Origin of the sequence: Nannocystis pusilla, from assembly GCF_020073745.1 — a bacterium.
GTDB lineage: Bacteria > Myxococcota_A > Polyangia > Nannocystales > Nannocystaceae > Nannocystis > Nannocystis radixulma.
Map to the genome: position 1 here is coordinate 53,610 of NZ_JAIRAU010000056.1, position 13,246 is coordinate 66,855.

Below are 13,246 nucleotides of genomic sequence, written 5' to 3' on the forward strand. Positions count from 1 at the left end.
CGGGCGGCGAATGGGCGTGGAACGCGGTGCGGGAGGGCCCGGCGTCGGCTTGCGCCGGCGCGGGAAATCGGCCATAAAGCGGGCCCATGGCCACCCTGGTCGAGATCTTCACCGCACCGGAGGTTCGTCCGCAGGTGGTCCGCGCGTGCGCCTCGCTGATCGACGCCGAGGTCAAGAGTAAAACTGGCCTTTCGGCCCTGGCCATCAAGGCAGGTTACAAGTTGGTCGCGGCGATCCGTCCGTCGATGGTCAGCGACGTCGTCGACCGCCTGTTGCCCGAGTTCGCGGCGGCGCTCGAGCCGTGGCACGTCGAGAGCCGCGACGAGGTCGCCCGCGCGGGCGCGCCGCTGCCCGACGTGTTCGTCGCCCGCGTCGACGGCGACGCGGCGCGGGTGGCCCAGGCGCTGCTCACGGTCACCGACCGCCGCGCCGCCAAGGCCAGCGGCCCGCTGCGCAAGACCTACGACCGCCTGCGCGATTCGGCCGAGACGCACGTGCGCGGGGCGGTCCCGGGCCTGGTGCGCACGCTGGCGCCGTTCCTCGCCTGAGAGCGCGCGCCGGCGACACCGAGGGGCGCGGGCGACGAGCCGGGCGCCAGCCTCGGCCGTCCGCCCGCCGCGAATACGCTCGCGCGCGCGCTGTAGGCCCGGGTGGGCTCGCTCGAGGCGAGGGCGCATCGCTTGCGGGGCAAGGCGGTCGTGATACCGTGAGCCTCAGGGAAGGAATGTGTGCCCACTCCGGCTTCCGCTGAGGCTGCTGCGTCCGGCGACACGGAAGAGGTCCGTGAGCTCCGTGCGCGCGTGGCCGCGCTCGAGGCCGCTCTGGCCGCGACCCGCGAGTCGTCGTCGACGCCGAGCGAGGGCCCGGCGGACTTCCGCAGCTCGCTCTACGAGGCCTACGTCTACGGCCTCGGCCGCACGCTGTCGCTCTACGACCCGGGCTCGGTGCGGGTGCTGGTGCGCGAGATGGGGCGACGGATCCGCGAGTACCTCGAGGAGGTCGGCTACGACCTCGGCGGGGCGGGGACGCTCGACGAGGTGCTCGAGAAGACGATCGGCTTCTTCGTCGCCCACGGCTTCGTCGACCTCGAGGTCGTGAAGTGGGAGGACGACCTGATCCACGCCCGCTGGCACCGCCTGCTCGGGCTGCGGGCCTACGAGCGCATCGTCGCCGCCGGCGGCGAGACGTTCATCTCGTGCCCGCTCAGCGCGGTGATCCACGACGGGCTGGCGGCGTTCGGCAAGGAGCTCGCGCTGCGCGAGAACAAGTTCGACCTCGAGCGCAGCTTCGTCGAGAGCTGGGAGGCGGTGGTCGACATGCCGACCGAGGCGCAGCCGCAGTCGCTGTCGCTCGACGCCGAGCGGATGTTCGCGCTGGAGCGCGAGCAGAGCCGCCAGCTGCGGGTGCGCGACGAGTTCATCCGCATCGCGTCGCACGAGCTGTCGACGCCGCTGACGGCGACCAAGCTGGCGCTGCGGCGGCTCGACGGGGCGGAGCTGCCGGACGCGGCGAGGCACGCGGTCGGGGTGCTGAGCCGGCAGGTGCGCCGGCTCGAGCTGCTGGTGTCGGAGATGCTCGAGACGACGCGCCTGCAGATCGGCCGGGTCCGACTCGAGCGCACGGAGGTCGACCTGGTGGCGGCGACCCGCGCGGTGATCGAGCTGTTGGTGACCGCGGAGTCGGCCGAGCCCGGGCAGATCCGCCTGCACGGCGACGGCGCGGCGGTCGGGCTGTGGGACGCGGCCCGGCTCGACCAGATCGTCACCAACCTGCTGACGAACGCGATCAAGTACGGCGAGGGGCGGCCGGTCGACGTGACGATCACACGGCACGACGTCCACGCGCGCCTGCAGGTGCGCGACCACGGGATCGGCATCGCCCCCGAGGCGCTCGGCCGGATCTTCGAGCCGTTCGAGCGCGCGGCCCCGGTCGAGACCCACGGCGGGCTCGGGCTCGGGCTCTACATCGCCCGCAGGTTCGTCGAGATGCACGGCGGGCGCATCGCCGTCGACAGCGAGCCGGGTGCCGGCGCGACCTTCATCGTCGATCTCCCGCTGGCGACCCCGCTCACGCCCGGGGTCATCCTCGAGGCCCGCCGCGCCCGTCAGGAGCGCACGCCGTGAGCCCGGTGCTGGTGGTCGAAGACGACAAGGACATCCGCGAGACGATGGGCCTGGTGCTCGAGGGCGAGGGCTACGAGGTCGTCACGGCGCCGAACGGCAAGGAGGCGCTGCAGCTGCTGCAGACCGGCCTGCGACCGTGCATCGTCCTGCTCGACTTGATGATGCCGGTGATGAGCGGCTGGGAGCTGCGCGAGCAAATGTTGCGCGACCCGGCGATGGCCGACATCCCCACGATCGTGATCACCGGCGACACGCGGGCGTCGCAGCGGATGGCGCAGCTGCAGGCGACGGCGTGCATCGCCAAGCCGTTCGAGATCAGCGACCTGCTGGCGGTGGTGGCCGAGGCGGCGCCGCGAGCGAACGCGTGACCGGGCGCGGATCCGCGGCGCGCGCGGTGCCAGGCCCGGGCCGGCGAAGCGAGCGCGCCGGGCGGATGACCGCGAGCCCCGGACGAACGTGCGGCCCGCAAAACGATGGAGCGCGATCGCGCCCGCGCGTCCTTTGTTATGCTGCGGTCCGCGCATGAGCGGGACGAAGCGATGGCCGTGGGACAAGCCGGGCGAGGAGGAGCCGCTGGTCATGGCGGAGCTCCGTCCCTCGGTGACGGGCTCCGAGCCGCAGATCGTCCGCTACCTGCGCGACATCGAGGTCGAGCCGCAGGTGAGCCCGGGCCTCGACGAGCTGGGTCCCCCGATCGACGGTCACGGCGACGGCCGCTACGCCGTCGGTGATCAGCTGGGACGCGGCGGCGGCGGCGTGGTCTATCTCGGGGCCGACCGCAGCATGCGCCGCACCGTCGCGGTCAAGGTGCTGGCGCCCGACCACGCGAACGACCCGGTGCGCGTGCAGGCGTTCGTCGAGGAGGCGATCATCACCGGGGGCCTCGAGCACCCGAACATCGTGCCGGCCTACGACCTCGGCTGCAGCCCGACGCTCGGCCTCTATTACACGATGAAGCGGCTCACCGGCCGGCCGCTGTCGGAGATCATCGAGGCGCTGTACGAGGGCGACCCGGCGACGAGCCACAGCTTCGGCATGTACCGCCTGCTCGGCTGCTTCATCGAGCTGTGCCGCGCGGTCGCGTACGCCCACGCGCGCGGGGTGCTGCACTGCGACCTCAAGCCGGAGAACGTGCTCATCGGCGAGTACGGCGAGGTCGTGCTGGTCGACTGGGGCCTGGCCCAGGTGCTCGGGCCGCAGGGGCGCCTGCAGGCCCGCGCGCACATGCACGCCGGCACGCCCGAGTACATGGCGCCGGAGCAGATCACCAAGGCCGGCCACGACCTCGACGTCCGCAGCGACATCTGGTCGCTCGGGGTGATCCTCTACGAGATCCTCACGCTCACGCAGCCCTTCCAGGGCGCCAACGCCAAGGAGGTGCTGATGCGCGTGATGGTCGAGCAGGTCGAGCCGCCGTCGCGGCGCGCGCCGAACCGGCCGATCCCGCCGGGCGTCGAGGACATCTGCCGCCGCGCGCTGAGCAAGAACCGCGAGCACCGCTACGGCTCGGTGGTCGAGCTGCTGGCCGACCTCGACGCGTACCTCGAGGGCTCGCGCGAGCGGATGCGCCGCTCGGAGCTGGCCCGACGCTCGCTCGACGCGGCCCACCTGCTGCTCGACCGCCTGCGCCCGCTCGAGGAGGAGTGCGACTACTGGCTGGCCGGCCGCCCGAACGACGAGGGCGAGGAGGTGCGCACGGCCTTCATGGACGAGCCGCGCCTGGCCGACCTGCGCCGCGAGTTGATGGCGGTGTACCGCGAGGCGGCGCAGTTGATCCTGCGCGGGCTCGAGAGCGACAGCGAGGTCGACAGCCTCGGCGACGTCGGCGGCGACGTGTACTGGCGGGTGTTCATGCGCATCTACCCCTCGTCGACGCCGACGTCGGGGCCGACCCGCGAGATGGCGATGGACCTGCTGCTGACGCTGAGCCAGAAGTGCTTCAGCGGGATCGTGCGCGCCGGGCGGCGGCTGACCCGCTCGCGCGAGCTGTCGCCGATCACGACGTCGGAGCTGCAGCGGCCCGGGCCGACCACGATCGACGACCCGTGGCTCAACGTCGTCAGCACGCTGTGCGGCGACCAGGAGGAGGAGATCGACGAGACCCGCGCGCCGCACAGCCTGCGCACGCTGATCGGCCGCATCATGTTCCTGCGCCGGATCAGCCTGTTCAACGCGGTGCCCACGGCGGCCCTGCTGCCGATCGCCGAGGCGTGCCACGAGGTCGCGTTCGCGCCGCTCCAGCCGGTGTTCGAGCAGGGGGCGCCCGGCGACGCGCTGTGCATCCTGCTCGAGGGCACGGTCGAGGTGGTGCGTGACGGCGCCGTCATCAACCGCCTCAAGCCCGGCGACGTGTGCGGCGAGGTCGCGGTGCTCAGCCAGTCGGCGCGCACGGCCGGGGTGTTCGCCACCGAGGAGCCGGTGCGGGCGCTGATGCTGGGCGCCGACCGCTTCCGCAAGATCGTGCGCGAGAGCGGCGACATCGGCCTGGCGGTGATCGAGGTCCTGTCCGAGCGCCTGCGCGTGGCGACCGAGCGCGAGGCGGCCCTGCGCTCGCTGGCGAAGACGATCCTGGCCAAGAAGGTCGATCTGGCGCTGCCGTGAGCGCCAGCGCGCCGCCGGGGCCGCCGCGGATGCGCTAGCATCGGGGGCCTGTGACGCAGAAGCGGCGCGTGGTCGAGGCGCTCGCCGTGCGGTACTTCAAGCGCCGCGCGGGCAAGGCCGCGTGCCCCGAAGCGCGCGACCCGATCCACTTCCTGAACCCGCACGAGCGCCGGGCGCTGCGCCGCATCGAGTACGTCGCGGTCGGCCGCGCGGCGCTGATCGGGGCGGTGTGCGCGGGCCTCGGCGCGCTCGCCAACATCGCCGCGCAGCCGCTGCTCGGCGAGGACCCCGGCGCGGCGAGCTGGAGCGCGTGGGCGGAGTTCCTGGTGATCACGCTGCTGGCCGTGCTGCCGCTGGTGGCGATCGAGCTGTCGCTGATCTACTGGAACGCGATCGACTCGGTGCACCAGCTGGCGGCCGCGGCCGGGCTGCCGCTGTTCCGCGCCAAGGAGGTCGGGCAGGACGTGCTCGGCGACGAGGGCGACGAGGACGACGAGGGGGACGAGATCTTCGCCGCGGTGCTGGCCCGCGCCGCGCTCGAGATCCCGAACCCGCCGCGGCCGATGTTCGGCATCGACCCGCGACGCGAGGCGTCGCGCCTGCGGATCCTGCTGGCGACGCTGGTGTACAAGGCCAAGGTCAGCCTGACGAAGTTCGTCGCCCGCACGCTGCTGGCGCGGATCTTCGGCCGCGCGGCGCTGCGGGCCTGGATCCCGTTCGTGGCCGTGCCGATCACGGCGCTGTGGGACGCGCTGGTGTGCCGCCGGGCGCTGCGCGAGGCGCGGCTGCGGGCGATCGGGCCGTCGGCGGCGACCGAGCTGCTGGGCTTCGTGCTGGCGCCGCACCCCCAGCCCTCGGCGGCGCTGCGCGAGGCGCTGATGCGGGCCGTCGGCGCCGCGGTGGTCCGCTCGCGCGACTTTCACCCGAACCTGATCGAATTGCTGGATGACCTGAAGGACAGGATCGGAGAGACAGACGCGGAGGCGCTCGACGACGTGCCGCGCTTCATCGAGTGCCTGCGCCGGCTGCTGCCGGCCGAGCAGAAGTCGGCCCTGCACACGCTGGTGATCGCGTGCGTCCTCGACGGGCGGGTCCGCCAGGGCGAGCGCGCGATCATGGTCAGGGCGTTCCGGGTGTGCGGCCGCCCGCCGCCGCGGATCCAGGTGCTGGTGCTGCAGCGGGCGCTGCTCAGCGGCGATCAGCTGGCGCCGAAGATGCTCGACCTGCTGACGCCGTAGCGCCGGGGCGTCGGTGCTCGATATCGATCGCTGCGGCGCGACGCGGGCGATCTGCCGCGGATCGCCGCGAGCGGGTAGTCTGAGCGCGCCGCGAAGGCGAAGGATGGGACATGCCCGATCTGGCAGATGGGGACTCGGTCGAAATGAAGGGGTCCGGCGCCAAGCCGTACGTGCTCAAGAACGTGGGCGGGGTGTACTCGTGCTCGTGCCCGGCGTGGCGCAACGCGGGCGGGGCGATCGATCGGCGCACCTGCAAGCACTTGAAGGCGCTGCGCGGCGAGGCGGTCGAGCTGGCGCGGGTCGGCGCGCCGGCGTCGGCGGCGTCCAGTGCGGCTGTCCCGAAGGCCAGCAAGGCTGGCGCGAAGGCCAGCTCCGGCGATCACGACGAGGGCGGCGAGGAGCAGGCGCCGCCGCTGCTGCTGGCCCACGTGTACGAGCCCGACGTCGATCCCACCGGGTGGTGGATGAGCGAGAAGCTCGACGGCGTGCGCGCGTACTGGGACGGGCGGCGGTTCGTGTCGCGGCTCGGCAACGTCTATCACGCGCCCGAGTGGTTCACGGCCGGGCTGCCCGAATTCACGCTGGACGGCGAGCTGTGGCTCGACCGCAAGGCGTTCCAGCGCACCGTGAGCGTGGTGCGGCGGCAGGACGGCGGTGACGCGTGGCGGCAGATCAAATTCCTCGTGTTCGATGCGCCGGGGCACGACGGCGAATTCGAGGCGCGGATGCGCCACTACCACGCCGAGCTCGAGCGACGACGACCGGCGTTCGCAAGCGCGCTCGCGCACGAGATCTGCACGGGCGCGGAACACCTGCAGCGTGAGCTTGTGCGGGTCGAGGGGCTCGGCGGCGAGGGGCTGATGCTGCGCCGGCCCGGCTCGCGCTACGAGGTCGGGCGCTCGCACTCGCTGCTCAAGGTCAAGCGATTCCACGACGACGAGGCGCGGGTGGTCGGGCATCAGGCGGGCACCGGCAAGCACAAGGGTCGGCTCGGCGCGCTGCTGGTCGAGCTGCGCGACGGGACGCGGTTCGCTCTCGGCACCGGATTGTCGGACGCCGATCGCAACACCCCGCCGCCGGTCGGCACGATCGTCACGTTCCGCTACCAGGAGCTGTCCGACGGCGGCGTGCCGCGCTTCCCATCGTTCGTCGGGGTCCGTCACGACGTGGCCTGGAAGCCAGGCGAGCCGGCGACCAGGAAAACCACTCGCTGACGCCGTTCGTGGGGGTCTGCCGGGGAGTGAGCAGGCTCGGGGGCGGGGGCCGGAGTTTACTCGGGAGCGGAATTATGGTACTTGCGCAGCGCGAATTCGCCCTGAGAAGGCCGTCCGCCGAATTGATCCCACCCCCCCGGGTCTGACTTTCGCCGCCGAGCACGCGAGTTCGCAGACCAACCACGACACGAAAGACCCACGGACCACCCCATGAACACGTTCAATCGCATGTTTTTCGCCACGGGCCTCGTGGCCTTCGGTCTCGGCATGTCCTCCACCTCCGGGTGCGGCGGCGGCGACTACTGCTCGACGGTCTTCAACAAGGCCGTGGAGTGTGCGTCCCCCGAGGAGAAGGCGCTCGTCGAGGGCCTGAAGGACCTCGTGATGAAGGACTGCCGCGAGAAGAAGGACCGCGATCCCGAGGAGGAGAAGGCGGACCTCGAGTGCGCCAAGAAGAGCGCCTGCGACGAGTACAAGAAGTGCCAGCAGGAGCTCAGCGACAAGAAGCAGGCCATCCGGATCAAGAAAGAGGTCGAGGGCGCGCTCAAGACCGGCGAGAAGATGGAGGACGCCCTGTCGTCCTGCAAGTACAGCGACATCAAGGACGAAGAGGTCAAGAAGCTGTGCGCCGACCTGTTCAAGAAGTCGATCGACGCGGCGACGAAGGAGCTCGAGGGCATCCGTGACAGCGGCGGCGACGGCCTGAGCAAGTGCTTCGACCTGCAGGCGACCGCCGAGAAGGTCTCCCCCGAGGAGAAGACCAAGGCCGACGCCCTGTGCAAGGAGGTCGAGGCCGGCAAGCGCGCGAAGGAGGCCCTCGACGAGGCCAAGAAGAACCTCGACGGCGGCACCAACGAGGTCCCCTTCCAGTGCAGCATGGCGGTCGAGGACCTCGAGAAGCTGACCTCGGACTGGGCCAAGAACAAGCTGCAAGAGGTGGCCAAGGGCTGCTACGTCGACCTCGGCAAGAAGATCCTGCCGGCGCAGGTCGACAAGATGGTCATCTGCGAGTACCAGGTGGAGCAGGTCTACAAGGCCGTGAACAAGTACAACCTGAAGGACGCCGAGCTCGACGGCTGGATCACCAAGGCCGACGCCAAGTGCGCCGGCTCCAAGTGAGCGGTTTCCGATCCCCCAACCACGCCTGACGGCGGCCTGACGGCCCGACAGCGCCCGTCGTACTCCCCGGAGTGCGGCGGGCGTCGTCGCGAGCGGGCCCGAAGGACATGTTTCATGGGATATGCCCGAACGAGCAGGTGTCAGAGTCCGAACTGCAGCATCAGCGAGCCGAGGCGCTCGGGCGGGGCGCCGCGGACGGCCGGGTAGACGTCGAACGTGCCGACGACGGCGGCCCACAGCCAGCCGAGGCGGACGAACACGCGGACGCCGGGGCGCGCCACCGGGGCCAGCTGCACCGGCACGCCGACGCCGACGCCGGCCTCGGGGATCCACCGGCTCGGCGTGTATGGATAGGTCAGCTCCCACGCCGGGATGATGGCGACGCGGCGGCGGGCGTCGGTCTCGATCACGAGGCTGTGCACCCAGATCTTCGGCCAGGCGACCTCCCAGCCGAGGCGCAGGCGCGGGCGCAGGCCCTCCGGGCCGAAGCTGAGGCCGAGGCCGGCGACAGGTCCGCCGGGGTCGAGGCGGTACAGGGTCTTGAAGGCGAACACGGCCGGCTCGTCGCGCTCCTTGACGACGTCGCGGGTGATCCGGCGCCCCTTGCCGCCGGGGAACAGCCGCGGGCGCCGCTCCTGCCACGGCCGGCGGAGATCGAGGGTGAGGCGCATCGTCCCGGGCGCGTCGTCGGGGCGGTAGTGGAGCGCGTAGGTCGTGGCGTCGGCGCGCGTGACGAGCGGGTGGCGCCGGCGGTTGGTCGTGCGGGCGCTGTCGCAGCCGCACTGGCTGGGGCTCAGGCGCAGGTCGGCGCGGATCTCGACGACCAGCCGATCTGTCTGTCCTGCGGGCCATGTCGCGAACAGCTCGCGCTGGTCGACGCCGAAGCGAGGGTCGAGCGCGTCGACCGAGCCGGCCACCGCGGCGCCGTCGAACGAGACGGTGATGTCGGCCCCGGTCGGGTAGGCGAAGCTCAGCGGGATCGCCGTGGACTGGGTGCGGGTCAGCACGTAGCGGGCCGTCCAGGTGCACGCGAGCCGGCCCTGGCGGGCCGGGCGGCAGGTCAGGGCCGCGACCTCCTCGCGGGTGAAGACCGCGGGGGCGAACGCCTCGGGCACGTGCGGCGGGTAAAAGGTCGGGCCGGGGAGGACGCAGTCGCAGGCGGCGCGGGCCGGCCGGGCGACGACGGCGGCGAGCGCGGCGGCGGCCAGCCAGGGCAGGGCGGCGCGCAGGCGGGAGAGGTTCTCTAAACCTGTCCGAAGGACCATGCGAATGGAGGTCATGGGCCGATCGGCCGGGGCGGCGTCGTGAGGTGTCCGAATGAACATGTCCCCGAGCGCATGTGATGAGGTGCCGCGCGGCGGACGCCGCAGCGAGACGTCGCGGGGCCGCGGCGCGGGCGGCGAGGCCGCGACGGAGAGCGTCGCACATCGCCGCGGCCCGGACCACGAGGCGCGGCCCGTCGGGCGGGCGCCGATGCGCGCGGAGAAAATGTCCGAAAGTTCATGTGAGAAGGCCCGGCGGCGCGGGCCCGGGCGACGCGCTATGCTCGCGCCGTGGTGCAGCACCTGCATGTCGACCCGAGCGCGTCGCAGGTCGGCATGGACCGCGACGACGTCTCGCGCCTGCCGTGGCGCGGGGTGATGCGTCACGTCGGGTTCCGCCGGGTCTGGCTGGGCGCGATGGGCTCGTCGATCGGCACCTGGATGGAGGGCGTGGGCGTCCAGTGGCTCATGGCCGAACAGACATCCTCGACGTTGATGCTCGGGGCGCTCGCGGTCGCGCAGCTGGGACCGATGCTGATCCTCGGGCTGCCGGCGGGGCTGCTCGTCGACTGGGTCGACCGCCGCAAGATGTTGATGATCACGCAGGTGGCGATGATGGCGATCGCCGCGCTGCTGGCGGTGGCGCACGCGTTCGGCTGGGCCACGCCGCCGGTGCTGCTCGGGCTCGGGCTCGTCAACGGCGTCGCCATGGCCTTCAACACGCCGGCCTGGCAGACCCTGAGCCCGCGCCTGGTGCCGCGCGAGGAGCTGCCGCAGGCGATCGCGCTGATGGGCATGCAGTTCAACCTGGCGCGCGTGGCCGGGCCGGCGCTCGCGGGTGTTTTGATGGCCAGGTGGGGGGCGACGCTGCTGTTCAGCCTCAACGCGCTGAGCTTCGTCGGGGTCCTGTGGGCCGTGGGCTCGACCGCACCGGCGCCGCCGGCCCGGGCCGGGGTCGCGCACGCGCCGTGGCGCGAGGTCGGTGAGGCGCTGCGGTTCGTGCGCGACCACGTGGGCGTGCGCCGGGTGATGCTGGGCCTCTTGCTCCTCAGCATGCTGGCGGCGCCGCTGCAGCGGATGCTGCCGCTGTTCGTGTCGGAGGTGTACCACGCCGAGGAGGCGACCTACGGCGTGATGCTGTCGGCGATCGGCGGCGGCGCGGTGCTCGGCGGGCTGACGCTGGGGCGCCTGCCGTCGTGGTACCCGCGGCATCACATCATCCCGCTGGCGCTGGCGATGTCGGGCACGGCGATGACGCTGTACTGCGCGGCGACCGACCCGGGGTGGGCGGCCGCGTGCCTGCTGGTGTCGGGCTTCTTCTGGATCTGGGCCTTCTCGAGCCTCATGACCTCGGTGCAGCTGCTCACCCCCGACGCGATGCGCGGGCGCGTGCTGGCGCTGTTCAACATGGCGATGTTCGGGGCGATGCCGGTCGGCAGCGTGCTGTCGGCCGTGCTCGGCGACCGGCTCGCGGCCGCGCTCGGCGGCGGCCCGGGCCTGGCGGTGCAGCTCGGGGTCGGCGTGTTCACGCTGATCCTGATGCTCGTCGGCGCGGTGCTGCTGGTCTGGCGGACCCCGGAGATCGACGACCTCAAGCCCGGCGATCGCGGCTATGCGCGCCGGCCGGGGTTGTGGGCCGGGATCACGGCGGCGGGTCACCGGCCGGTCTGAGTGTCCTGAAGGACATGTCGTCTTCGACATGTCCTTTCGGATATCATGATCGCGGCGCTCACCAGTTGGCGGGGGCGCCGTCGCGGAAGAACCGGTGCGGCTCGCTCGGGGGCACGTCGAGGCCGGCGAGGATGCTGGCGGCGCCGGAGGCGACGTCGCGCTCGCCGTTGGGGCCGCCCATGTCGGTGCGGACCCAGCCCGGGCACACGGCGACGACGCTGATCTTGCGCGGGTCGCCGGCGAGCTCGCGGGTGAGGACGTGGGCGAGGGCGGTGGTGCCGATCTTGGAGGTGCCGTAGGCGGTGCTCGGCCAGCCGGCGTCGCGGTGGTGGCCGGAGCGCACGTCGGCGACGAACTGGCGCATGAGCGCGGACAGCTCGGCGATCTTGAGCCGCTCGAGGTCGAAGCGCGGGCGCAGCTGCGGGCCCAGGAGGTCGCGCTGGCCGACGCCGCTCGAGACGACCACGAGGTGGGCGCCGGGGTTCAGCAGCGGCAGCACGGCCTCGACGATCCGCAGGACGCCGAAGTAGTTGGTGTCGACGGTGGTGGCCGCGACCTCGGCGTTGAAGCCGTCGAGGGCGACGCCGGCGTTGGCGACGACGACGTCGAGACCCTCGGGGTGGACGCGCCGCAGGTCGGCGACGAGGCGCTCGACGCTGGCGTCGTCGCTGACGTCGAGCTGGTGGAACTCGACCCCGAGCTCGCGGGCGGCCGCCTGGCCGCGTTCGACGTCGCGGGCGGTGAGGATCACGCGGTGGCCGCGATCGCGGAGCTGAAGGCAGACTTCGCGGCCGAGGCCACGGTTGGCGCCGGTGACGAGGGCGAGGGGCGGACGGGCTGTCATGCGCCGGAAGGTACACGCGCCGGGCCGGCATCTGACGCAGGCGCGGCAGTCGAGGCGTCAGGGGGCGTGCGGCCGCGGCACGTAGGGCCGCCAGGGCTCGCGCGCCCGGGCCGCCTCCGGTCGGCAAGGATGAGGTCGCTGTCGGGCCGGGCCCGAACCGGGACTCATGCGACGCGGCGTGGTTCGTGATTGGGCATGGCTCGATGAGCATGAACTATCGAGCATGTCAAATGGGACATGTCTTGAAGGCGTTGCGACGCGGGCATGTCTTGTCGAGCATGCCGGATCGGGCAGGTCGGGGCAGGCGTGGCGTCGAGGCCCTCACGAGCGCCTGGCGCGGCGGCGGAGCTCAGGCGGGGAACGCCTCGGCCACGCTCGCCGCGACGCGGGCGTGGGCCTCGTCGCGCAGCGGCTCGCCGTGCGCGCTGATCAGGTGGCGGAACGGCAGCGCGAGCAAACGGTGAAAGTCGGCCACGTCGGGGGCGCAGGCGCCGCGCCACGTCGACGGGATGTTGGCCGGGCGGATCAGGCCCTGGGCCTCGAACATCGCGCCGCACTCGGCCGAGAAGAAGCGGTCGACGTGGGTCCAGTGCTGGATCGCGTCGCACGTGATCAGGATCCCGCCGTCGCGCGCGAGCAGCACGGCGGCCTCGGGGAACCGCGCCGAATTGAAGACGAAGACCTCGCCGCCGCGGACCGGGGAGGGTCCGCCCTCGGCGAGGGCACGATCGGCGGCTCGTCCGTCGGCGTGGGTCGCCTCCGGCAACGCCCACAGCGTCGCGCCGTAGCGGTCGCAGTAGAACGGATCGTCGCGGCCGTGGAACGCCCCGAGGCGGACGACGTGCCGCACCTGGCCGAGGGCCTCGAGCGCGCGCAGGCCCTCGTCGTCGAGGCGCACGGTGTTGAGCAGCGTCAGCGCCCCGTCCTCGCGCACGACGGTCATGGTCCGGCTGGTCTGGATGTCGACGCCGGCGTGGTGGGTCCGATTGGTGCCGACGACGAAGAATACGTCGGTGAACGCGGCCTGCAGGGTTCCGTGGGGCCAGGCTGGGCTGTACTCGAACATGGCGAGCGCAGGGTGCCGGCGCGAGCGCAGGCCGTCAACGCGAGGAACGACGCATTCGCGGTGCCGCTGCGACAGGCGGCGCCGGTGGTGCGAGCTCGGGCCAGGTCG

Annotated in this window: 11 protein-coding genes; 8 read left to right on the forward strand and 3 right to left on the reverse strand. The window is 72.3% G+C overall.

The features are described from left to right. Positions 1-86 precede the first annotated feature (86 nt). The 7 genes from K7C98_RS37990 (at position 87) to K7C98_RS38020 (ending at position 8,295) form a co-directional block, all read left to right on the forward strand. On the forward strand, positions 87-548 hold the full coding sequence (locus K7C98_RS37990; protein ID WP_224196791.1) for a DUF6918 family protein: 462 nt from the start codon (positions 87-89) through the stop codon (positions 546-548). 252 nt (positions 549-800) lie between these two features. After that, positions 801-2,123: a sensor histidine kinase gene (locus tag K7C98_RS45260; RefSeq protein ID WP_224196792.1), complete on the forward strand. Its 1,323-nt coding sequence runs from the start codon at positions 801-803 to the stop codon at positions 2,121-2,123. Further along, positions 2,120-2,491: a response regulator gene (locus K7C98_RS38000; RefSeq protein WP_224196793.1), complete on the forward strand. Its 372-nt coding sequence runs from the start codon at positions 2,120-2,122 to the stop codon at positions 2,489-2,491. The genes K7C98_RS45260 and K7C98_RS38000 overlap by 4 nt, the downstream gene beginning before the upstream one ends. A gap of 154 nt (positions 2,492-2,645) precedes the next feature. After that, a complete protein-coding gene (locus K7C98_RS38005; protein ID WP_224196794.1) occupies positions 2,646-4,724 on the forward strand; it encodes a serine/threonine-protein kinase in 2,079 nt (692 codons plus the stop codon). A 50-nt stretch (positions 4,725-4,774) separates the two neighbouring features. Beyond that, on the forward strand, positions 4,775-5,962 hold the full coding sequence (locus tag K7C98_RS38010; protein ID WP_224196795.1) for an LBF_2804 family protein: 1,188 nt from the start codon (positions 4,775-4,777) through the stop codon (positions 5,960-5,962). A gap of 143 nt (positions 5,963-6,105) precedes the next feature. Further along, complete coding sequence (locus K7C98_RS38015) at positions 6,106-7,176, forward strand: DNA ligase (RefSeq protein ID WP_224196796.1); 1,071 nt, start codon at positions 6,106-6,108, stop codon at positions 7,174-7,176. A 210-nt stretch (positions 7,177-7,386) separates the two neighbouring features. Beyond that, positions 7,387-8,295, forward strand: a complete 909-nt coding sequence (locus K7C98_RS38020) for a hypothetical protein (RefSeq protein WP_224196797.1) — start codon at positions 7,387-7,389, stop codon at positions 8,293-8,295. 140 nt (positions 8,296-8,435) lie between these two features. Here the strand turns inward: K7C98_RS38020 and K7C98_RS38025 are convergent, their stop codons facing one another. Next, positions 8,436-9,575, reverse strand: coding sequence for a hypothetical protein (locus K7C98_RS38025; RefSeq protein WP_224196798.1), 1,140 nt, complete (start codon positions 9,573-9,575; stop codon positions 8,436-8,438). A gap of 276 nt (positions 9,576-9,851) precedes the next feature. Between K7C98_RS38025 and K7C98_RS38030 the strand changes: the two genes are divergently transcribed. Further along, complete coding sequence (locus tag K7C98_RS38030) at positions 9,852-11,228, forward strand: MFS transporter (protein WP_224196799.1); 1,377 nt, start codon at positions 9,852-9,854, stop codon at positions 11,226-11,228. A 58-nt stretch (positions 11,229-11,286) separates the two neighbouring features. Here K7C98_RS38030 and K7C98_RS38035 read toward each other — a convergent pair whose 3' ends face one another. After that, a complete protein-coding gene (locus tag K7C98_RS38035) occupies positions 11,287-12,072 on the reverse strand; it encodes an SDR family NAD(P)-dependent oxidoreductase (RefSeq protein ID WP_224196800.1) in 786 nt (261 codons plus the stop codon). Between the two features lie 349 nt (positions 12,073-12,421). Next, complete coding sequence (locus K7C98_RS38040; RefSeq protein WP_224196801.1) at positions 12,422-13,138, reverse strand: hypothetical protein; 717 nt, start codon at positions 13,136-13,138, stop codon at positions 12,422-12,424. Positions 13,139-13,246 lie beyond the last annotated feature (108 nt).

Coding starts and splice junctions, on each gene's coding strand:
- K7C98_RS37990 (WP_224196791.1), top strand. CDS start 87: ATGGCCACCCTGGTCGAGATCTTCACCGCACCGGAGGTTCGTCCGCAG.
- K7C98_RS38005 (WP_224196794.1), top strand. CDS start 2,646: ATGAGCGGGACGAAGCGATGGCCGTGGGACAAGCCGGGCGAGGAGGAG.
- K7C98_RS38015 (WP_224196796.1), top strand. CDS start 6,106: ATGAAGGGGTCCGGCGCCAAGCCGTACGTGCTCAAGAACGTGGGCGGG.
- K7C98_RS38020 (WP_224196797.1), top strand. CDS start 7,387: ATGAACACGTTCAATCGCATGTTTTTCGCCACGGGCCTCGTGGCCTTC.
- K7C98_RS38025 (WP_224196798.1), bottom strand. CDS start 9,575: ATGACCTCCATTCGCATGGTCCTTCGGACAGGTTTAGAGAACCTCTCC.
- K7C98_RS38035 (WP_224196800.1), bottom strand. CDS start 12,072: ATGACAGCCCGTCCGCCCCTCGCCCTCGTCACCGGCGCCAACCGTGGC.
- K7C98_RS38040 (WP_224196801.1), bottom strand. CDS start 13,138: ATGTTCGAGTACAGCCCAGCCTGGCCCCACGGAACCCTGCAGGCCGCG.